This window comes from Chryseobacterium arthrosphaerae (genome assembly GCF_001684965.1).
GTDB lineage: Bacteria > Bacteroidota > Bacteroidia > Flavobacteriales > Weeksellaceae > Chryseobacterium > Chryseobacterium arthrosphaerae.
In genome coordinates, this window is record NZ_MAYG01000001.1 from 972,611 (window position 1) to 994,919 (window position 22,309).

21 protein-coding genes are annotated in these 22,309 nt (G+C 37.8%); 18 read left to right on the forward strand and 3 right to left on the reverse strand.

Going from position 1 to position 22,309, the window contains the following annotated elements:
• Position 1: 1 nt before the first annotated feature.
• Positions 2 to 496 carry a BlaI/MecI/CopY family transcriptional regulator gene (locus BBI00_RS04325; protein WP_065397616.1) on the reverse strand — a complete coding sequence of 165 codons (495 nt, stop codon included), beginning with the start codon at positions 494 to 496 and terminating at the stop codon, positions 2 to 4.
• Between the two features lie 8 nt (positions 497 to 504).
• Positions 505 to 1,011 (reverse strand): phosphatase PAP2 family protein, encoded by a 507-nt coding sequence (locus BBI00_RS04330; RefSeq protein ID WP_228394712.1) that lies wholly within the window; start codon positions 1,009 to 1,011, stop codon positions 505 to 507.
• Positions 1,012 to 1,359: 348 nt separating this feature from the next.
• On the opposite strand from BBI00_RS04330, the gene BBI00_RS04335 reads away from it, so the two are divergent.
• The 12 genes from BBI00_RS04335 (at position 1,360) to BBI00_RS04390 (ending at position 14,483) form a co-directional block, all read left to right on the forward strand.
• On the forward strand, positions 1,360 to 1,791 hold the full coding sequence (locus BBI00_RS04335) for an NIPSNAP family protein (protein ID WP_083988422.1): 432 nt from the start codon (positions 1,360 to 1,362) through the stop codon (positions 1,789 to 1,791).
• A gap of 317 nt (positions 1,792 to 2,108) precedes the next feature.
• Complete coding sequence (gene pdhA / locus BBI00_RS04340) at positions 2,109 to 3,110, forward strand: pyruvate dehydrogenase (acetyl-transferring) E1 component subunit alpha (protein ID WP_065397618.1); 1,002 nt, start codon at positions 2,109 to 2,111, stop codon at positions 3,108 to 3,110.
• A gap of 108 nt (positions 3,111 to 3,218) precedes the next feature.
• Positions 3,219 to 4,817: a pyruvate dehydrogenase complex dihydrolipoamide acetyltransferase gene (locus tag BBI00_RS04345; protein ID WP_065397619.1), complete on the forward strand. Its 1,599-nt coding sequence runs from the start codon at positions 3,219 to 3,221 to the stop codon at positions 4,815 to 4,817.
• Positions 4,818 to 5,086: 269 nt separating this feature from the next.
• The gene (locus BBI00_RS04350; protein WP_065397620.1) at positions 5,087 to 5,755 is read left to right on the forward strand and encodes an ABC transporter ATP-binding protein; all 669 of its coding nucleotides are present in this window, start codon (positions 5,087 to 5,089) and stop codon (positions 5,753 to 5,755) included.
• Between the two features lie 13 nt (positions 5,756 to 5,768).
• Positions 5,769 to 6,347 (forward strand): murein L,D-transpeptidase catalytic domain-containing protein, encoded by a 579-nt coding sequence (locus tag BBI00_RS04355; RefSeq protein ID WP_065397621.1) that lies wholly within the window; start codon positions 5,769 to 5,771, stop codon positions 6,345 to 6,347.
• Positions 6,348 to 6,375: 28 nt separating this feature from the next.
• Positions 6,376 to 7,053: a RadC family protein gene (radC, locus tag BBI00_RS04360; RefSeq protein ID WP_065397622.1), complete on the forward strand. Its 678-nt coding sequence runs from the start codon at positions 6,376 to 6,378 to the stop codon at positions 7,051 to 7,053.
• Positions 7,050 to 7,964 (forward strand): hypothetical protein, encoded by a 915-nt coding sequence (locus BBI00_RS04365; RefSeq protein WP_065397623.1) that lies wholly within the window; start codon positions 7,050 to 7,052, stop codon positions 7,962 to 7,964. The genes radC and BBI00_RS04365 overlap by 4 nt, the downstream gene beginning before the upstream one ends.
• A gap of 72 nt (positions 7,965 to 8,036) precedes the next feature.
• Positions 8,037 to 8,969 (forward strand): phytanoyl-CoA dioxygenase family protein, encoded by a 933-nt coding sequence (locus BBI00_RS04370; RefSeq protein WP_065397624.1) that lies wholly within the window; start codon positions 8,037 to 8,039, stop codon positions 8,967 to 8,969.
• Between the two features lie 97 nt (positions 8,970 to 9,066).
• Complete coding sequence (locus BBI00_RS04375; RefSeq protein ID WP_065397625.1) at positions 9,067 to 10,242, forward strand: hypothetical protein; 1,176 nt, start codon at positions 9,067 to 9,069, stop codon at positions 10,240 to 10,242.
• Positions 10,243 to 10,266: 24 nt separating this feature from the next.
• On the forward strand, positions 10,267 to 10,779 hold the full coding sequence (locus BBI00_RS04380) for a DUF7935 family protein (protein ID WP_065397626.1): 513 nt from the start codon (positions 10,267 to 10,269) through the stop codon (positions 10,777 to 10,779).
• A gap of 17 nt (positions 10,780 to 10,796) precedes the next feature.
• The gene (locus BBI00_RS04385; RefSeq protein WP_065397627.1) at positions 10,797 to 11,408 is read left to right on the forward strand and encodes an inorganic pyrophosphatase; all 612 of its coding nucleotides are present in this window, start codon (positions 10,797 to 10,799) and stop codon (positions 11,406 to 11,408) included.
• 339 nt (positions 11,409 to 11,747) lie between these two features.
• Entirely contained in the window at positions 11,748 to 14,483 is a 2,736-nt protein-coding gene (locus tag BBI00_RS04390) for a sodium-translocating pyrophosphatase (RefSeq protein ID WP_065397628.1), read from the forward strand.
• 218 nt (positions 14,484 to 14,701) lie between these two features.
• Here BBI00_RS04390 and BBI00_RS04395 read toward each other — a convergent pair whose 3' ends face one another.
• Positions 14,702 to 15,841 carry an aminotransferase class I/II-fold pyridoxal phosphate-dependent enzyme gene (locus tag BBI00_RS04395; RefSeq protein WP_065397629.1) on the reverse strand — a complete coding sequence of 380 codons (1,140 nt, stop codon included), beginning with the start codon at positions 15,839 to 15,841 and terminating at the stop codon, positions 14,702 to 14,704.
• Positions 15,842 to 16,003: 162 nt separating this feature from the next.
• On the opposite strand from BBI00_RS04395, the gene BBI00_RS04400 reads away from it, so the two are divergent.
• The 6 genes from BBI00_RS04400 (at position 16,004) to BBI00_RS04425 (ending at position 22,253) form a co-directional block, all read left to right on the forward strand.
• Entirely contained in the window at positions 16,004 to 17,044 is a 1,041-nt protein-coding gene (locus BBI00_RS04400) for a M28 family metallopeptidase (RefSeq protein ID WP_065397630.1), read from the forward strand.
• Positions 17,045 to 17,252: 208 nt separating this feature from the next.
• On the forward strand, positions 17,253 to 17,615 hold the full coding sequence (locus BBI00_RS04405; protein WP_065397631.1) for a VOC family protein: 363 nt from the start codon (positions 17,253 to 17,255) through the stop codon (positions 17,613 to 17,615).
• A 12-nt stretch (positions 17,616 to 17,627) separates the two neighbouring features.
• The gene (locus BBI00_RS04410; protein ID WP_065397632.1) at positions 17,628 to 18,128 is read left to right on the forward strand and encodes an endonuclease V; all 501 of its coding nucleotides are present in this window, start codon (positions 17,628 to 17,630) and stop codon (positions 18,126 to 18,128) included.
• Between the two features lie 179 nt (positions 18,129 to 18,307).
• Positions 18,308 to 19,483 carry an acetyl-CoA C-acyltransferase gene (locus BBI00_RS04415; protein WP_065397633.1) on the forward strand — a complete coding sequence of 392 codons (1,176 nt, stop codon included), beginning with the start codon at positions 18,308 to 18,310 and terminating at the stop codon, positions 19,481 to 19,483.
• 334 nt (positions 19,484 to 19,817) lie between these two features.
• The gene (locus BBI00_RS04420; RefSeq protein ID WP_065397634.1) at positions 19,818 to 21,128 is read left to right on the forward strand and encodes a GEVED domain-containing protein; all 1,311 of its coding nucleotides are present in this window, start codon (positions 19,818 to 19,820) and stop codon (positions 21,126 to 21,128) included.
• Between the two features lie 306 nt (positions 21,129 to 21,434).
• Positions 21,435 to 22,253, forward strand: coding sequence for a GLPGLI family protein (locus BBI00_RS04425; protein ID WP_065397635.1), 819 nt, complete (start codon positions 21,435 to 21,437; stop codon positions 22,251 to 22,253).
• Positions 22,254 to 22,309: the final 56 nt, after the last annotated feature.

Consider the following 22,309-nt stretch of genomic DNA (forward strand, 5'->3'; position numbering starts at 1 on the left):
CCTATGAATCTTTTTTCTTTTTTTTCTTTTTCTCCTTGTCTTTTTCCTTTTCCTTTCCTTTTGTTTTTTTCTCTTTTTTAGGACTCAGGACCTCATTGGCATATTCGAAAGTAGGTTCTTCTGTTTTTGTCGGTTTCATCTCGATCTTAAGATCAAAATATCCTGTAAGATCATTCTGGGATATTAGTTTTTCAATGAATAAAAAGTCCAGAATCTCTTTACCGGAATCATTAAAGAAGTTGTGGGAAAGCTCTTTCAGCAGAAATTTTTTATATTCTTCCAAAGGAACAAGCACGGTGTATTTGAATATTCTCCCTTCTTTTACAGTAGACAGATATCCCTTTTCAACCAGTATTTTCAGATAGGTGGAAACCGTATTCTGATGTGGTTTGGGTTCGGGATGCTGCTCCATAACGTCCTTCAGATAGAAAGATTCCATTTTCCAAAACAGCTTCATAAAGTTTTCCTCTGCGGAAGTAAGATGATTAATTTTCATATAGAGTTCTAATGTTGAAATTGAATATTGCAATAAAGATAAAGAAAAGATACCATAAAAGCTATTCCGGCTCCCATAAATACCTCTTTTACGGTGTGTCTTTTTAAGATAACCCGGGTAATTCCGACCAGGATGGAAATGCCCAGCCATATAAGACCCATCTTCCAGTCTAATGTGAAAAATAATGCAGCTACAAATATATTGAACGCCGTATGCATTGAACTTTTAATAAAATAATTGCTGATCTGAAGAGTGAAAAGCAGTATTAAAATAAACAGCATAACCAGATCAATATATCCTTTCCTGGTATAATTGAAAATCAGATAGGTCACCACACAGGCTGCGATAAATATATATAATGTTTTGCGCTGAACCCTGTTAGAGACATCCATATTGGTATATCTTCCTGTTTTTACATTCCAGGTCAGCCATATGATCACAGGAACAATGATCATTAATAATACGGGCAGGAAATAGAGGAGTGTTTCCTTGAGAGAAGATTCTCTGACACTCATACAGATAAAAAATATAATCAACGAAGTCAGGGGGTTGAAAAAATCAGAAATGACTTTTGATATTCTGAGCAGCGTTGGAGACGGTGTTTCTTCCATATTCAGGTTTAAGCATCAAATATAATACTATAAGATCAGAAAACAAATGAAAGAAAGCCGTAAAAGAAGAGGAGGAAGTGAGTTAACGGCTGTAAGTGTTAATAATTTCAGATCATAAAATAATTTTAATGTACTTATTTTGAAATATAGCCTGTTTCCAGATAAAAGTCATAATTTTAGTTTTTCTACTTATTTAGATCAGATGATTCTGATTTCTGAATGAGAATAAAAAACAATCATTTGATATAAACCATGAAGCGCTTGTTCATCTCATTATTCATTATATCCGGCTGTCTGATTTTCGGACAGGAAAAGACCGGGGAAAAAAACATTCACAATAAACTTCCGGTTCATCAATTAAGGATCTACGAAATTCCCAAAGAAAACAGACAGGTATTTCTGGACCGGTTCAGGGATCATGCACTCAGGATCATGAAAAAATACGGTTTTCATATTATCAGCATATGGGAATCGGAATTCAATGAAAAAACAGAATTTGTCTACCTGCTTGAATGGAAAGATGAAGATACAATGAAAGCAGCCTGGGATAAATTTATGGCAGATAAGGAATGGAAAGAAATTAAAGCTGAAACGGCAAAATTACATGGCAGTTTTGTTAATAATATTGAAGACAGAAAACTGAAATTGACGGAATTTTCACCACAAAAGAAGCTGTTGAAATAACCAAAAGATATGTTAACAATAATTAAAGATGAACAGAGATCGAGAAAAAAACGGGATGTTTTACTGATGTCTTATTCTGTTGGTTGTTTTCGGAAAGCTACCTATAGAGGCAGATTTTTCAGATACTGCACTATGGAAATAACTGTAAAAATGCTTTTGCATGAGCCTTTCTCAGGGTCGAAAATTAAGAATAATCCTTTCCGCCTGCAAATAGATTTTACATAAAAAACGAAAAGTTACTTATGCATACAATAAAAACAAAGTTTTTTTCATAATTTTGCTCAACTATTTCATCATAAAAAAGCAAGAGCTAACACATGAAAGAATTTTCTAAAGAGGTATACCTGAAGTGGTATGAAGATATGACAATGTGGAGAAGGTTTGAAGACAAATGCCGTTCTCTTTACCTAAAACAAAAGATCAGAGGATTTTTACATTTGTATAACGGTCAGGAAGCAATCCCTGCCGGATTTACACATGCAATGGATCTTACAAAAGACAGTATGATCACTGCTTACAGATGCCACATCCATCCAATGGCGATGGGAGTAGATCCTAAGAGAATCATGGCTGAACTTTGTGGTAAAGCTACAGGTACATCCGGAGGTATGGGTGGATCTATGCACATTTTCAGCAAAGAGCACCGTTTTTACGGAGGTCATGGTATTGTTGGAGGACAAATTCCTTTAGGAGCAGGTATTGCTTTTGCTGATAAATATTTCGACAGAAAAGCTGTAAACATTTGCTTCTTCGGAGATGGTGCTGCAAGACAAGGTTCTTTACATGAAACATTCAACATGGCAATGAACTGGAAGCTTCCTGTAGTATTTGTGGTAGAAAACAACCAATATGCAATGGGAACTTCTGTAAAAAGAACAGCCAACCACGAAGATATCTATAAATTAGGATTAGGATACGAAATGCCTTGTCTTGCTGTAGATGCAATGGATCCTGTAAAAGTGGCTGAAGCTGCTTACGAGGCTATTGAAAGAGCAAGAAGAGGAGACGGGCCTACATTCATTGAAGCAAGAACTTACCGTTACAGAGGTCACTCTATGTCTGATGCTGAGCCTTACAGATCTAAAGAAGAAGTAGCAATTCATAAGAATGATGATCCAATTGAATTGGTAAAACACAGAATTCTTGAAAACGGCTGGGCTACAGAAGCTGAATTGGAAGCTATCGACAACAAGTCAAGAGACTTCGTTGAAGAATGCATCGAATTCATGGAGAACTCTCCATATCCGGACGCTGAGAAAATTTATGAGTATGTATATGCTCAGGAAGATTATCCATTCTTAGACAAATTAGAAAACTAAAAGATAATGAGTTAATTTGACAATTTGAGAATTTGAAAATGTGATAGAGTATGTCCTTTTTTAATTTTCAAATTTTCAGATTGCTAAATTTTCAAATTAAAATAAATTATGGCAGAAGTAATTACGATGCCCCGCCTTTCCGACACTATGACGGAAGGTAAAGTGGCGAAATGGCATAAAAAAGTAGGAGATAAAGTAAAGGAAGGAGATATTTTAGCTGAAATTGAAACTGACAAGGCAGTTCAGGATTTCGAATCTGAAGTAGAAGGTACTCTTTTATACGTAGGTGTAGAAGAAGGAAGTGCCGCTGCTGTAGACTCTGTTTTAGCAATTATCGGTAATGAAGGAGAAGATATTTCAGGATTAACAGGCGGAGCTGCTGCTCCCAGTGCCGGTTCTGAAGAAAAAAAATCAGAAGAACAGCCTAAAACAGAAGCTGTGGAAACTGCTTCAGCGGAAGTTCCGGCAGGAGTAGAAGTGATTACAATGCCAAGACTTTCCGATACTATGACAGAAGGGAAAGTCGCTAAATGGCACAAAAATGTTGGCGATACAGTAAAAGAAGGAGATCTTCTAGCTGAGATCGAAACAGATAAAGCAGTACAGGACTTCGAATCTGAATTCAACGGAGTACTGTTGAAGCAAGGTGTAGAAGAAGGTGGTGCTGCCCCGGTAGATTCCGTATTGGCAATCATTGGCCCTGAAGGAACTGATGTTTCAGCAGTAGGAGCTCCTAAAGCGGCTGCTCCGGCGTCAGAAAAACCGGCTGAACAAAAGGCAGAAGCTAAAACTGAAGAAAAAGCTGCTCCGGCTGCTAACACTTCATCTTCTGACAGAGTGGCGATTTCTCCATTAGCTAAGAAAATGGCTCAGGATAAAGGAGTTGACATCAATGCTGTTCAGGGTTCCGGAGAAAACGGAAGAATCGTTAAAAAAGATATTGAAAACTATCAGCCTGCTGCCCAACCAGCTGCTTCAGCTCCGGCTGCAAGTGCTGCTGCTCAGGTTGCAGTAAACTTCGTTCAGGGAGAAGATACAGAGACTCCAAACTCACAGGTAAGAAATATCATTGCAAAACGTCTTTCTGAAAGTAAGTTCTCTGCTCCTCACTATTACCTGATGGTTGAGATCAACATGGATAAAGCTATCGAAGCTAGAAAAGAGATCAACTCTCTTCCGGATACGAAGATTTCATTCAACGATATGATCATTAAAGCAACTGCCATTGCTTTAAGAAAACATCCACAGGTAAATTCAAGCTGGGCGGGAGATAAGATCATCCACAGAGGAAATATCAATATTGGTGTAGCAGTTGCTATTCCTGACGGATTGGTTGTTCCTGTATTGAAGAATACCGACCAGATGTCTTATACCCAGATTTCTGCAGCTGTTAAAGATATGGCTTCAAGAGCTAAAAACAAAGGTCTTAAAGCTAACGAAATGGAAGGTTCTACCTTCTCTATTTCTAACCTGGGAATGTTCGGGATCGAGACCTTTACAAGTATTATCAATCAGCCTAACTCTGCAATCCTTTCAGTAGGAGCAATCATCGAGAAACCAATCGTTAAGGACGGTCAGATCGTAGTAGGAAACACCATGAAACTTTCATTGGCATGTGACCACAGAGTAGTAGACGGCGCTACAGGTGCTCAGTTCTTACAGACATTAAGAACCTATTTAGAAAGTCCATTGACATTGTTACTGTAATTTTCTAATTTAGAATATAAAAGCCTCCCAATCGGGAGGCTTTTTTGTATAATATATAGTAAACACCAGAAACACCCGGAAAAATAACTGTACTTAAACTAATTTCTGTTTTACCGTAAATAAATAACGGTAATTAATTTCAACAGGAGATCATAGAAAATGATAAAACTTTTCATGCTGAAAGGTTTTATGGTTATTGCATGTTATTTTTTTGGAATTATCATGGTTGTTCTTTATGGAAATCAAAATCAAATTAGTATTTTTGAATCATGATTAAAGCGAGAAATATCCATAAATCTTATGGAAATTTAGAAGTACTGAAAGGAGTTGATATTCATATCAAAACAGGAGAAGTTGTTTCTATTGTAGGAGAATCGGGAGCAGGTAAATCTACGTTGCTGCAGATTCTGGGAACTCTTGATCATCCTACCCAATCCGGTAAATATGATACTGAAATTGCGATCGCAGGAGAATCATTTATTAATATGAATGACAAGCAGCTTTCAAAATTCAGAAATCAGAATATCGGTTTTGTATTTCAGTTTCACCAGCTTCTTCCGGAGTTTACTGCTCTGGAAAACGTATTGCTTCCTACGAGAATTGCAGGAGCTAATGAAAGAGAAGCTATAGAAAAGGCCTATGCTTTGTTTGAAGACTTAAAGATAGAGCAGAGGCTGAATCATAAACCCAATCAGCTTTCCGGTGGAGAAGCTCAGAGGGTGGCCGTAGCAAGAGCTTTAATCAATTCGCCAAAAATCATCTTTGCAGATGAGCCAACCGGAAACCTGGATTCAAAAAATGCGGATGATCTCCACAGGTTATTTTTTGATCTGAGAGATAAGTACAATCAGACTTTTGTGATTGTAACCCACAATCCGAACCTAGCTGAAATTACAGACCGGAAGCTCGTCATGAAAGATGGAATGATTATAGAATAACAGTACACACAAAATGATGAAACCTTTCCTTTTTATTTTACTATTTTTAATTTCCTGTTCAAAAGCTGATTCCCAGCAGTTGAATACCTTAGATTTGCCTAAAGCAAGAATTTCTGAAATTAAAAATTATATCAAAGGAAAAGAGTACAATCAGGAGCTGGCTGTTTTTATTAATTTTAAAATCCCTTCCGGGAAGTACCGTTATTTCATTTATGATCTGAAAAATGATAAAATAGTACAAAAAGCAGTTGTTTCCCATGGTTCAGGTTCTGTGATTCCCAAATCAGATGCTTTACGGTTCAGCAATGTAGAAGGCTCTTATCAGTCTTCTTTAGGTAAATATTCAATCGGGGAAAGCTATATCGGACAATTTGGAAAAGCCTATCGTTTAAAAGGCCTGGATGCTACCAACAGCAATGCGATGCAAAGAGCTATTGTTCTCCATTCTTTTGGATGTGTTCCCGATACAGAATCTGAAAATCCGGTCTGCCTGAGCTTAGGCTGCCCCATGCTTTCAGTTAATGCTCTCAAAAAATCAGCAGAGTATATTGATCAATCCAGGATGCCGATCATTTTGTACGCATTCTATTAGTTCATAACCTCTAATATTTCAATTTGCTATGACCATTAAATTTCTTGCTGAAGATGACAGACCCAGAGAAAAGCTTTTACAGAAAGGTAAAGGCTCACTTTCTGATTCTGAATTGCTGGCCATCATCATGGGAAGTGGAAACAGAGGGGAAAGTGCAGTGGAACTGGCAAGGAAAATTTTAATTTCGGTTGATAACAGCTGGCACCAGCTCAGTCTTCTTTCCGTTAAAGATCTGATGAAGTTCAAAGGAATTGGTGAAGCAAAAGCCATATCTATTACTTCAGCCTTAGAAATAGGACGAAGAAAATCAGGACAGGAAATTCCGGAAAAACCTACAATAGGAAACAGTAATGATGCTTATTTATTACTTAAAAACCAGCTTTCCGATTTAAGAACTGAAGAATTCTGGGCTATTTTTCTGAATAACAGCAATAAAGTGATTCATCTTTCACAGCTCACACAAGGTGGAATCAGCCAGTCTGTCGTAGATGTAAGAGTTTTATTTAAAACAGCTCTGGATCATTTTTCAACCGGGGTGATCATTGCCCATAATCATCCATCCGGCAGTTTGAAACCAAGCCGGGAAGATCTCAATATTACACAAAAAATAAAAGAAGCTGGCAACACATTAAGCATTCAGCTTCTGGACCACCTTATTATTACCCAGGATTCTTATTTTAGTTTCTCGGATTCAGGATTGCTATGATTAGACGATTGAAATACAATGAAATTGATTTTATAAAATATACCCGGTGTTTAGAAAATTCTGAGCAGAAAAAATACAGTGCCTCTAGGGAATTTCTGGATATTACTTCCGGCAAACAGTGGGAGCTCCTGGTTTATAAAGACTATGAAGCAGTAATGCCCGTACCTTATGTAAGAAAATACGGGATGAAAATTGTGCACAATCCAAAACTTTGCCAGCAGTTGGGAATTTTTTCAGAGAAGGATCATATTGATCTTAACGAGTCTTTTTTAGAATATCTGGGAAAAAATTATATGATAAGGATCTATTCGTTCAATGATGTTAATCAGTTTCGTACCCCCATCAGAACCAAAAAGAATTTTTTACTTTATCCGGATTCTTATGAGAATGTTTACTCAAAATATTCTCCGAAAAGAAAAAGAAAACTTCGGCTGAGCGAAGAAGTGAGGAAAGATTCCGAAATAAAAACGATTTCCTATGATCAGGCAAAAGCTTTTATCGAAGCCAATACAATAGGGCTGAATAAGGATCATGACTTATCTGAGTTTATGAGGATTTTTGAAAGTTTTTATCAGTTAAACCACCTTAGATTTACCGCTTTTTATTATCAGGAGAAAATTGTGAATATTATTGCAACCTATTCCGATGACAAGATGGTAGCGCTCTTGGGGAATTTTAATGACAAAGATTATGTGAAACTATCAGGAGCCTCGGTATTGATTGACCAGATTATTAAAGAAATGATCGGAACTCATATTTTTGATTTTGAAGGGGGAGAACTCCCGAATATCGAAGAGTTTTTCAGAGGATTCCGGCCGGAACTGAGACCTTATGCCATCATTGAAAATTCGAAAAAGAACCTTTTTAAAAAACTAGGCTATCTCACTGTAAAAGGTAAGCCATTCTTATAATGAAAAGCTTTGTTTAGATCAGTTCTAATTAAGTAATATTCCGTAACTTTATAAAACCTTATTAAGACAGTTATGTTACAACAGATTCGCCATTATAAACTATCCTATATGCTGTATAACTTATTTAAGAAAAGTAAGTTGAAGCACAATATTCCATTGTATAAGAAATACGGAATCAACAAAAGCTATTTTTCCAGTATTTCGAGCAAGGATTTTGCCCACCTTCCTGCCAATGAAAGAACGATAGATCAGGAAAAGCTTACAGAAACTTCTTTTTTTAAGAAATTATCTGAAGAAAATAAGAAAAGCGCCCTTCAGTATGATGATAATGGCTACATGATTCTGAGAAACTTTCTGACTCCGGAAACTGCCGATCAGATCAATGCTGAAATTGATAAACTGATGAAAGACGGAACCCTGAAATTTATTTACGGAGGAAAACTGATGTTTGCGATTCACCACTCGGAAATCATAAAAAATATAGGTAATGACAAGGAGTTGTCAGACTTTTTATCTGTCCTGCTGAATGGCCGGTCCAAACTTTTCCAAAGCATCAATTTTATTAATGGAAGCCAGCAGAAAACCCATTCTGACAGTATTCATATGACTACCTATCCTCTGGGTGGACTACTGGGAGTATGGATTGCCTTGGAAGATGTGGACGAGAACAACGGTGCATTACATTATATTCCTAAAAGCCATAAGCTGCCTTATTTCCTGAATTCTGATTATGATAATGAAGGAACCGCTTTTAAAATCGGTAAGAAAAGCTACAGGGCGTATGAAGCATTTCTTGAAGATAAAGTAAAGGAACTGGGATTGAAAAAAGAGATTTTTAAAGCTAAAAAAGGAGATTTACTGATCTGGCATGCCAATATTCTTCATGGCGGAGAACCTCACATCGACAAAAACAGAACAAGAAAGAGCCTTGTGTACCACTTCTTTGATGAAAACAGCGTATGTTATCATGAAGTGACCCAGAGGCCGGCACTGTTTGAACTTTAATAGAATTTTCCTTATCAACAAAGGTTTTATAAGAATACAGGTTTAAAAAGATAGTTTTTTTACATTTGTATTCTTATCTGTTTTATAATATTTCTGTATGAAAAAAAGGGAAAATATTCTTGTTTTTATATTTTCAGTCTACCTGGGTATCATGTCGTATTATCTGTATACCCACCAGTATTATAATACGGATATGGAGGCCTATATGGGGCTGATCTATAAAACGGAGTATCCCGGGATGAAGATAGAGGAAATCCATGAGAAGGTATATACGGAATTGAAAGAGAAGAATCCTCACTTTGCAGGATTTGATCCAGTAGATCCAATGGTGGAGGAATTGGCCAAAGGGGAGAGTACCTATTATAAAACTTTATCGGAAAACCCCAAAGCCTATGAAGAAGAACTGCAGCTTTTTGTGGTAAAACCTTTTTACAATTTTGTCAATTGGTCATTTTTTAAGCTCGGTTTCAGTGCCTCTGCCTCTACATTTATGATTTCAGTGGTATCCTATGCGCTGATTCTCATCCTGATTTTCGTTTTTCTTATCAAAATACTGAAGAATTATACCCTGGCTTTCATCATAACGGTGTTGCTTTCATTATTTAAGCCTCTTCTTGAATCGAGCAGACATGCATCGGCAGATTCCTTATCCTGTTTGTTGCTGTTGCTTAGCTTTTATGCATTTGCTGTCAGGAAGAATATATTTTCCGCCTGTATTTTTGCCATGTTATGCATCCTGACCCGGCCTGAGTATTTTATCCTCTATTCTTTTCTGTATGTTTTCATTTACATCTATAGAAAAAACCTTCAGGTTGGTACAAGAGCTTTGTTCCTTTCATATACCTATCTTTTTCTCAGTTTCTTTCTGATACAGTATTTTAATCAGATTTCCTGGGCTACTTTATTTATGAATCAGTTTACACAGGTTCAGCTTTATCCTGTATCTGCTCCTGATCCGTTTTATTTTCCAGACTATCTGCAGTATATAAAAAGTAAGATCCTGCTTGAGTTCAATGGTTCCTACTTTCCGCTATTGTTACTTTTTTTAGTCATCCTTCTTGCCAATAATTTTTCCCTGAGAAATAAAAAAAATCAGGCGCAGGTCTTGTTTTTTGTAATTATTTATGGAACCGTTTTCCTGAGATTTTTAGTTTTTCCTTCATTAACCAACAGGATGATGCTGGGCTTTTATCTGTTAATGATCCTCTCTATGATCTATATACAGAATTCTAAAGTCGATATATGTAAAAACTCTTTACAACACGGAAAATAATTAGTAATTTTGCAGTCTAAAATTATGACGAGTCTTTCAGGATATTTACCATATGCATTTGCATTGATCATCGCAATTCCTTTTCTGGTTTTGCTAAGACAATTTGTACACTCGTACATTACCCTTAAAAATCAGGAAATCAAGCTGCTTAGCATGAAATCAAATTCGGAGAATAAGGCCCATTCATACGAAAGAATGACTCTGTTTCTCGATAGGATAAAACCATCAAACCTTGTTCAGAAGTTTGATAAAGGACTGGCGGTTCATGAATTTATTTTCCTTACAGAAAAGACGATCAATGATGAATTTGAATATAACTCTTCGCAACAGCTGTATGTGACAAAAAACTCATGGAAAAATATTGTAGACTCTAAAAATGCAATTATAGACCTGCTTCATAAAACGTATGATGGCCTGAAAGGAAATGCTGAGCTGGAAGAGTTCAAAACCATTTTCATTATGAATTATATGGAAGGCAACGATTTTATTGCAGCAACCCTAGAGGATTTAAGAAAAGAAATTTTAATAATAACTTAAAAAATAACAGATAAATAATGATTCCAAATTTTAAAGCACATCCATGGCACGGGATTTCTGCAGGGGAAGATGCGCCAAATGTTGTAAATGTATTTGTGGAAATTGTTCCTTCAGATACTATTAAATATGAAGTAGATAAAGAAACAGGATATTTAAAGGTAGACAGACCACAGAAATTCTCTAATATCATCCCGGCTTTATATGGTTTCGTTCCAAGAACGTATTGTCATAACGAAGTGATGAAACTTGCTGTGGAAGCAGGAGCTGATGATGTGACGATGGGAGATCATGATCCGCTTGATATTTGTGTTTTAAGCTCTCACAATATTCATGCAGGAGGTTTATTGATGGAAGCTATTCCAATCGGAGGTTTTAAAATGATCGACGGAGGGGAAGCTGATGATAAGATTGTAGCAGTAATGATCAACGACCACGCTTTCGGACACTTCAGAGATATTTCTGAATTACCTGAAGCAGAAGTAAAAAGATTGATGCACTACTTCCTTACTTATAAAAACTTACCGGATGAGCCTGCAAAATGCAGAATTCATGAAGTATACGGAGCTGAGCATGCAAGAAAAGTAATCAAAGCTTCTCAGGTTGACTACTCTGAAAAATTCGGAGGATAATAATCTTCTGATCCAAAATACAAAAAGGATAAACGGGAAACTGTTTATCCTTTTTTATTGAAATTATTAAAATAAGTGTAAAAATTTCTACTTCTTGATCAAGACTTACCTTACGGCTCTTCCCCCTTTAATATCTTTTAGTCGTTTAAAATTTCAGATGCTTCCAACCCTTATTCTATAAGCTCTTCCGTTAAGTCTGAAGCTTTCTGATTCGTAGTAAAATATTCATTTATATACCATCTTTATTTAATGGATACTACTAAACTCATGATTTTTTTAATGCTTTGATGGTAATTATTTATTATATTTAATTTTCTATTACCAAAAAAATATTAAACTATGGATCTATTTGTGTTAGTGCCAATTTTTGGTGTCGTAGCTTTGCTTTACACATTTCTTCAGAGCAACTGGGTAAGTAAACAGAATGCCGGAAATGAAAAAATGAAAACGATCAGCGGGCATATTGCTGACGGTGCAATGGCTTTTCTAAAAGCCGAATATAAAATTTTAACCTATTTCGTGGTCGTGGTTGCTATCTTACTGGCTGTAATGGGCTCCAGTAATGCCAATTCGCATTGGAGTATAGGAATAGCCTTTGCTGTGGGAGCTGTATTTTCTGCTACTGCAGGTTTTATCGGGATGAAAATCGCAACAAAAGCCAATGTAAGAACCGCTGAAGCCGCTAAAACCTCACTTTCCAAAGCGCTGAAAGTATCATTCACAGGAGGTTCCGTAATGGGAATGGGTGTTGCCGGGCTGGCTGTTTTAGGATTGGGAGCGTTATTCCTGATCATTAAGCAGATCTTTGCTCCGGATGCTACGGTAGATTCTCATGAAATGGAAAGGACCATTGAAATCCTGACAGGATTTTCCCTAGGTGCCGAATCTATAGCACTTTTTGCAAGAGTAGGAGGCGGTATCTATACAAAAGCAGCAGACGTGGGTGCCGACCTGGTTGGGAAAGTAGAAGCGGGAATCCCTGAGGATGATCCCAGAAACCCTGCTACTATTGCAGATAACGTAGGAGATAACGTAGGGGATGTTGCCGGAATGGGCGCCGACCTTTTCGGTTCTTATGTTGCAACGGTTCTTGCAACCATGGTATTGGGAAGGGAAACGGTTTCTGATGATGCTTTCGGGGGCTTTGCACCCATTCTTTTACCGATGCTGATTGCAGGAACAGGTATTATCTTTTCAATGATAGGAACCTTATTTGTAAAGATCAATGATAATGAAGGTTCTTCCACTTCCAGTGTGCAAAATGCATTAAACCTGGGAAACTGGGGAAGTATTGTTATTACGGCTATCGCATCTTATTTCCTGGTGACCTATATTCTTCCTGAAAAAATGGTTTTGAGAGGGCACGAATTTACTAAAATGGGTGTATTCGGGGCTATTATGGTAGGTCTGGTTGTAGGAACCTTAATGAGTATTATTACAGAATATTATACAGCTATGGGAAAAAGACCTGTTTCAAGCATTGTGAGACAGTCGTCTACAGGCCATGCAACCAATATTATTGGCGGACTTTCCGTGGGAATGGAATCTACTTTACTTCCGATTATTGTATTAGCAGGTGGAATTTATGGGTCTTATCTGTGTGCCGGGCTTTACGGTGTTGCGATTGCAGCAGCAGGAATGATGGCTACCACAGCGATGCAGCTGGCGATTGACGCCTTCGGACCAATTGCTGATAACGCAGGAGGAATTGCTGAAATGAGTGAGCTACCGAAAGAAGTGCGTGAAAAAACAGACATTCTGGATGCCGTAGGGAATACAACTGCCGCTACAGGAAAAGGGTTTGCTATTGCTTCAGCAGCATTGACGGCATTGGCATTATTTGCCGCTTTTGTGGGAATTGCAGGTATCGACGGGATTGATATTTACAGAGCAGATGTATTAGCCGGGCTGTTTGTTGGTGGGATGATTCCTTTCATATTCTCCTCATTGGCAATCACAGCGGTAGGACAGGCAGCTATGGCCATGGTGGAAGAAGTAAGACGGCAGTTCCGTGAAATTCCGGGAATTCTAGAAGGAAAGGCGCAACCGGAATATGAAAAGTGTGTAGCCATTTCTACCGATGCTTCCATCAGAAAAATGATGCTTCCGGGAGCTATTGCCATTATTTCTCCATTGCTGATCGGGTTTATTTTTGGCCCTGAAGTATTGGGTGGATTTCTGGCAGGTGCTACAGTAAGCGGTGTTTTGATGGGAATGTTCCAGAACAATGCAGGAGGTGCCTGGGATAATGCTAAGAAGTCTTTTGAAAAAGGTGTGGACATCAACGGGCAGACCTATTACAAAGGTTCTGAACCGCACAAAGCATCCGTAACCGGAGATACCGTAGGAGACCCGTTTAAAGATACTTCAGGACCATCTATGAATATTCTGATCAAGCTGATGTCAATTGTTTCCCTGGTGATTGCCCCTACTTTAGCAGTCATACATAAAGATAAGATTGAAGCCAACAGAAAGGCTAAAATAGAAAGCCTGACCGGAATTACAAATACCGGAACTTCAACGGCAACTACTGATCTGAAAACTGTTTCACCGTCTTCCGGTGAAATTAAAGGTCATCTTAATGAAAACGGCGATTTTGTATATGAGACCGGAAATATACAACAGATAAAACTGAACGGCGGGAAAACCATTGCCATAGGAGACGGAAGTCAGCTTTACCAGCTGTATAATGCTGTGAAACAAAAAGATCAGTCTGTTTTAGATCCTAATAAATGGTATACCATAGAAAATCTTTATTTTGAAACAGGATCCAGTGATTTGAAACCAGGTTACGAACTTCAGCTGAACAATATTGCAGAAATTTTAAATGCTTATCCCGGCCTGAAAATAAAATTAGGAGGATATACTGATAACAGCGGTAATGAAGACAGTAACCAGAAACTATCCAATCTGAGAGCCCAGACGGCAAAGCTGAAACTCCTTGAGCTGGGTGTTTCTTCAGACAGAGTAGAAGCAGAAGGCTATGGATCACAGCATCCGGTGTGTGAGGCTAATGACACAGAAGAGTGTAAGGCTAAAAACAGAAGAATCGACGTAAGGGTTCTCGCTCTTTAAGATCAGTTGAAATATCAATCAAAAAAGCATCGCATCTGCGGTGCTTTTTTTATCACTTATTGTAATAATCTTTCAACCTATAAAAATACTCAAGCATTCCACAATTTTATCGCAGATAAAATCATTGCGTCTTAAAAACATAAGCTATTAAAGTTTCCTTGCGGCTTTGCGTTATTCCCCAAAAAAACTTTTTACTATTTAAAGCATTTCCATTTAAATTAAAGATTCTTTCTCAAATGTTCCAATGCCTGAATAATCAGCTCATCCTTCTTTGCAAAACTGAACCTGATATAATCCGAATTTTGTTTAGAATGATAGAATGCCGAAAGGGGAAGACAGGCCACCTTTTTCTCTACAGTAAGCCATTTTGAGAACTCTACATCAGTCATTGTTCCGGAGATATTCCTGAAATTGACTATTTGAAAAACACTTCCTTCAGCCTGCTGCTCAACCTGTAAAGGCGTTTCCTTGATAAGCTCATTGAAAATATCTCTTTTCCTCTGCATTACAGCTTTACTGGCAGCGGGATCAAACACTTCCAGGTATTTGGCCAGCGCATATTGTGCAGGCGCATTGGCACTGTAGGAAATATATTGCTGGTGACAGCGGAATAATGCAGTCAGATCTTCTGAAGCAAGCATATAACTGACTTTCCAGCCTGAGGTATGAAACATTTTTCCAAAAGAAAAAATACAGAATGTCCGGTTTCTGAGCCCGGGATGAATAAAAGAGCTGTAATGTTCTGCTTCATCATAGCAGTAGGTATCATAGATTTCTTCTGAGATCAAATAAATTTCACGGTCCCTGATCAATTCATACAGCTGGTTCCAGTCTTCCTTTTTCCATATTTTTCCGGTCGGATTCTGGGGTGAATTGATAATGATGGCTTTTGTTTTCTCTGTAATACAGGATTTAAATATTTCCCAGTTGATACTGAAATCATAATCAAGATCATAGTAGACCGGAATTCCCCCGTTCATTGCTACTGCAGGCCCGTAGGTGTAATAGGAGGGCTGAATAATGATCACTTCATCATTCTGATTTAAAACAGATTTGAGAGCGGTATATAAAGCAAAGGTTGCACATGGGATAACGGTGACTTCCTGGTTTTTTACTACTATTTTATTTTTACGTTGAGCATTAAAAGCGATGATATTTTCAAGCAGCAGAGGATTACCGGCCAGTGGTTCATAATGGTAGGTATCAAGATCAGCAGCTTCTTTCAGAAAATATTTGAGCCGTTCATCAATATCAAAATCAGGCAGCCCTAAAGAAAGATCAAAACTTCCATGTTCTGATGCCAACCCGGACATCTCTGTGAAAAAGGAATAGTGGGTAAACCTATGAATTTCTTCCATCTATTTTGTTTTTTCTCAAATGTAATAAAAAATTAATATGGTAATGGTTTTATTTTTATTAATATGTTAAAAATATAGATTCTTTGTTATCAGTAATTGCTTTTTAAGCTTTATGGCTCACATTCAATAAAAATTATTATTTTTAAAAGAAATTTATTCTTTATGAAAAAACTACTTATTCCGCTGTTTTCTATTGCTGTATTAGCCAGCTGTGGAACGGCAAAAATGTCTGATGGAACAGCTTCACCTTCTGTCTCTGCAAAACATGACAAAGCTTTTTCCAATGCCTATAAAATGATTAATTCGGAGGATTTGAAGAAGAATCTGTATGTCATTGCTTCTGATGAAATGGAAGGAAGGGATACTGGAAGCAAAGGACAGAAAAAAGCGGGTGAGTATATTGTCAATTATTATAAAAACCTGGGAATTTCAGGTCCAAAGGCATTAAATTCATTTTACCAGAAAGTACCATCTGAGTTCATGAAGAAAAGAGGTGGAGGTAATCTTCCTGATTCTGAAAATATTCTGGCCTTCATCGAAGGAAGCGAAAAACCGGAAGAGATCGTTGTTGTTTCTGCCCATTATGACCACGTGGGAACCAAAGGAGGTGTGGTATATAACGGAGCCGATGATGACGGAAGCGGAACTGTTGCGGTAATGGAAATAGCAAAAGCATTCCAGCAGGCTAAGAAAGCGGGTAAAGGTCCTAAAAGATCTGTTCTCTTTTTACACGTTACCGGAGAAGAGCACGGTCTCTTTGGCTCAGAATACTATTCCGAAAATCCTGTTTTTCCGTTAGCGAATACAGTAGTTGATCTTAATATCGATATGATCGGGCGTGATGATCCGGCGAACAGAGGAAAACAATACGTTTACGTGATCGGATCCGAAATGCTGAGCTCAGAGCTTAAGGTCATCAATGAAGCAGCTAATAAGAGAACCAATAATCTGGAACTTAATTATAAATATGATGATCTGAATGATCCTGAACAACTGTATTACCGTTCAGACCACTACAATTTTGCGAAGCATAATATTCCGGTTGCGTTTTTCTTTGACGGAATTCATGAAGACTACCACAAGCCTACCGATGATCCGGAGAAGATTGATTATAAGCTTTTGGAAAAAAGAACACAGCTTATTTTCACCACGGCCTGGGATATCGCCAACAGAGCAGAAAGAATTGTAGTGGACAAAAAATAATGACCGTATCAGTTTGTCAGTAAAAAGCATTTTACTGCATTGTTTCAAAATACAGTAAAATTAAAGATAATACTATGCCACGAGTGCACCGGTTATTTATGAGTGCATTCGTGGCAATTTAAAACTATATTGTACCGGATCATATTTTATTAAATGTGTGGTTGATAAAGCTTGAAATGACCTGCAACAACTGGAAAAACAAAATATAATGAAAAATCGTATAAAATCAATAAGACCTTTCATCGGAGCAAAAAATTTCGCCATCAGTAGGAATTTTTACCGGGATCTTGGATTTGAGGAGGTTGTTCTTGAACCTAAGCTTTCATTGTTTAAGCGGGAAGAAACCGGATTTTATCTTCAGGATTATTATGCAAAAGATTGGGTAGATAATACGATGATTTTTATGGAAGTTGCTGATACGGAAGAATTCTGGAAAGAGATTTCATCTTTGCAGCTTACTGAAAAATATGATAATGTAAGACTTACTCCCATACGAACAATGGAATGGGGAAAAGAATGCTTTGTACATGATCCGTCAGGAATTTTATGGCATTTCGGAGAGTTTTTTTAAGCGAAAAAGAATATGATTTACGCATTTGATACCTACTATTATGAAGATTTTGCCAATACAGTCTGTATTGCATTTGAAGACTGGGAGTCGGAAAAAGAGGTAGAAACCTTTATAGAACAGACCAAAATAAATTCAGAATATGAAAGCGGAGCATTTTACAAGAGAGAACTGCCCTGTATTCTGAGCCTATTGCAGAAAATTACATTAAAATCCGGTGATATTATCATTGTGGATGGATACGTAACCCTGGATAATGAAGGAAAATCTGGCTTAGGTGGCCACCTTTATAAAGCTCTGGACGAAAAATATCCCGTTGTAGGAATTGCAAAAAATGAATTTACCACTCCTGATACGGAAAGAAGGAGCGTGTTTCGGGGGGAAAGCAGGACACCACTTTTTTTAACAGCAAAGGGAATAGACGTTGATGAGATCAAAACCAGGGTAGAGCAAATGCATGGAGCCTACAGGATGCCCACTTTGTTGAAAAAGCTCGATCAGCTTAGCAGGGAATAACCTTTTTTCTATCATTTTACCCTTTTGTTTGTAAATTTTACTGATAATTTTTAAAGACTAATTTTTGCAGTTTTATTTATACCGATCGGTATAAATTATTATCTTTGAATAATCCTTTGTGAGAAAAGGAATTGTTTAACTATTAAAATACCGATTGGTATATTGTAAAATTAGATCATATGAAAGAAGTATTTATAATCGCAGCAAAACGGACTCCGGTTGGCGGATTTATGGGAAGTCTTTCCGGGTTAACTGCTCCTCAACTGGGAGCTGCAGCTATACAAAATGCTTATGAAAGCGTACAGTTGGCCCCGGAATATATAGACAGTGTGTATATGGGGAATGTTTTGAGTGCCGGTTTAGGGCAATCCCCGGCGAGACAAGCAGCTGTTTTCGCTGAAATCCCTGTGGATAAAGATGCTGCAACCATTAATAAAGTGTGTGCCTCAGGGATGAAAGCGACGATGTTAGGTGCACAGCAGATTCAGTTGGGGCTTGAGAAAATCGTCATGACAGGCGGTATGGAAAGTATGAGCAATGTACCTCACTATGCTGATGTTCGGCAGGGAAAAAAATTAGGAGATTCTGTACTCACCGACGGATTAATTAAAGATGGATTATGGGATGTTTACAATGACTTTCATATGGGAAGTGCTGCAGAGCTTGGAGTTAAAAAATACGGACTAACAAGGCAACAGCTGGATGACTATGCTTTGCTTTCCTACCAAAGAGCTCAGGAGGCCACTTCTAAAAATAAATTCAGTAATGAATTGATCAGTATATCGGTAGAAGGAAGAAAAGGAACTTCCGTTATATCAAGGGATGAAGATATTGACAAGCTTATCCCTGAAAAAATTGCTTTGCTGAAACCGGCCTTTGAAAACGACGGAGCACTTACCGCTGCCAATTCCAGCAATCTGAATGATGGGGCCGCGGCGATACTATTAGGGTCGTCAGAAGCTGTACAACAGCATGAGCTGGTTCCCCTGGCGAGGATTATTGCATACGCTGATGCCGCTCAATCTCCTGAGTGGTTCACTACTTCACCTTCTATAGCTATTAATAAAGTTTTGAAGCAGGCTGGTCTCAGCTTAGCTGATATTGATTATCTGGAGATTAATGAAGCATATTCCTCTGTGATTCTGTCCAACCAGCAGATTCTAGGATACGACCTGAATAGAGTAAACGTGTATGGCGGAGCGGTTGCATTAGGACATCCGATAGGGGCCTCAGGAGCAAGAATAATAGCTACCTTAATCAATGTACTTCGTCAGGAAAAAGGAAGGTATGGTATAGCGGCAATCTGCAATGGTGGAGGAGGAGCATCGGCAGTTCTTATTGAAAATATGGGCTAACTTTGCAAGATGACAATCAAGGACTTGCAAAACACTTAATTGTTTACAATAGCTGTGTTTAGATATTATTGATGTAAATGTTTAAACTGTTTGTTTATAATCTCTCGCAGATCACGCAGATTTCGCAGATTTTTTTTATGATCATCTGTGTTGCTTTATAAAATGAAGTATTATTTCTTATCACAATGTTTTAATTATTCATAAAAAATGAACAATATCAGTTAATTGCGTTTTAAGTGCCAGTTAATTTTAATAAGCTGACAAAAATCATCACATTCTTATTTTTATTGATTCTAAATAAATATAAATTTGTCTCAGGAAATTTAAAGAATATATGAAAAAACTAACTACCTTTTCTGCTGTTGTTCTCTGTACATTCATGAATGCACAATTACAATATTGTAAACCTTCATTCCAGTATGGAGCCGACAGCAATATGATCCGTAATGTGACTTTCGGGAGCATTAATAACACTTCACCGGATCAGACCGGATCAGCTCCGGCTTATGAAGATTTCACTTCAATGTCAACTGATCTTCAGGCGGGAAATTCTTATCCGGTCTCTGTAAAAGGCCCATCGAGTACTTTTCCAAGTGATGTAATGGTTTATATTGATTTTAATCAGAATGGTAGTTTTGATGATGCCGGGGAAAGTTTTTATATCGGAAGGCTGGGCGCAGCAACCCCTTTCAATGCTTTTACTGTCAGCAATACCATTACGGTACCTGCAAATGCCGCTACCGGCAGTACGAGAATGAGAGTTCTTAAAAACACGAATCTTGCAGCCTATTCGGATCCTAATGCAGCTGTTTCTATCAGTTCCGCATGCGATACCGGCTTAAGGGCAGGGCAGACTGAAGATTATACAGTCAATATCGCAGGCAATACAGCCGGTTTTCCTGCGCCTTACTGTGGGACTGACAAGGTGACAAGCCTTACGGTGAGTGAGATCAGCGGGGTTGAATTTGCAGGAATTACTAATAACAGTGCTTTGGATGGTAATTCAGATGTTCTGGAGAACTTTACAGCTGTGAAGTTCAGTGTGAACCGTGGAAACACTTATCCTGTTACAGTGACGGGAGGTACCCAGGGACAGGCTACAGTGTCTGCTTATGCGTATATTGATTTTAACCACAATAATGTATTTGACGCTGATGAAGTATTCAATATCGGATATCTGGACAATTCCAATCCGGTGCCTAATACCCAATCCGGAACCGTATCCGGGAATATTCTCATTCCTTTAAATGCTTTGCTGGGAGAAACCCGTTTCCGGCTGGTGAAAGCCTATGAATCAAGTTCATGGATGGGCACACTGGAAAACCTTCCATGTCCCAGAGGCTGGTTTATCGGTCAGGTAGAAGATTATACCATAAATATTATGCCGGAGACCCTTTCTACACTTGAGGTTTCCAAAGATTCATCCGTAAAGCCAAAGGTCTATCCCAATCCTGCTACAGGTTCTGTAACTATTAAGATGAAAGAAGGGCTGGAAAAATATGAGATTTACGGAGCATCAGGACAGAAAGTTCTTGAAGGAAGTTCTTTACCTGTCAATACGGAAAGTCTTACTCCGGGCACTTATATGATCAGGATCCTGACAAAGGATAAAAAGGTGATCACAGAAAAGATCATTAAAAAGTAAAACACATATCTAATCATATCCATATCAATTTTTGTTTTTTTATCGGCAGGTTTTGTTCTGCCGGTTTTTTTGTTTTAAATGAAGAGGCTTTAATAATATTTTAACTAAAACATGGTTTTGGAGAGAAGTTGTTAATTTTTAATGGAAGATCTTTAACATTAGGAGAAAATTTTATTAAAACTTTATCACGCCAGGCCCTTCTGTGATTGGAAAATTGAATTTATTTTTACACAAAAATTTTAACCCTTATTTCTTACAGCAGGCTTTTGAAAATAAGCTTGATTATGAATAAAGAAATCTGATACCATGAAGAAAACAGTACTTATTGCAGCGGCGGCTGCCGGATTCTGGGCAAAAGCTCAAACTCACCGTTTTGTCTACGATGTTATGTATAAAAAGGATGCAGCTTCAGAAGTTGTGACCAAAGAAAATTATCACCTTGATATTCATCCGGACAGAAGTGAGTATTATCAGAGGGATTTTTTCGTCGCCGATTCACTGATCACGAATAATATTCCTTTCCCGAAAGGCTCGAAACTCAACACTTCCACTATTGTTTCCCACAAAAAAGGAGAGGAGTTTTACGATGAATATGATCTGCTTGAAAATACAGTGCTTAAACTTCAGTCGAAAGACACTCAAACCTGGCAACTGACCAACGAAAACAAAAAAGTAAAAGATCTCACCCTGCAAAAAGCAACCACCCACTACGGCGGCAGAAACTGGACTGCATGGTTTTCCAAAGAAATTCCTTTCCAGGACGGACCCTATAAATTTCATGGACTTCCGGGACTGATCGTAGAGCTGTACGATGATAAAAGTAACTATAAATTTGAACTCGTAAAATCCGTTAAGCTGGATCAGCCGGTCAACAATATGTTCATTAAGATGTCTAAGGAAATGAGTGTTCCTGTTACATTAGAAAAATATAAAAGCACAAAGCTTGCGTACTATGATTCTCCTGTCAATTTCATCAGAAACGGACAGGAAGGTGATCAGTTTTTCCTGAATGACGGAACTAAAGTGAATGCTTCCAACAGAAGAGAGATCAATGACAGAATGAGAGAAAATATCAAAAAATATAACAATCCTATCAATCTGGATACGAAAATTAATTATCAGTAAGCAGGTTGCAGGAGGCAGACTGAAAAGTTTTGAAGATCATTCGAAGTGTACTGCTG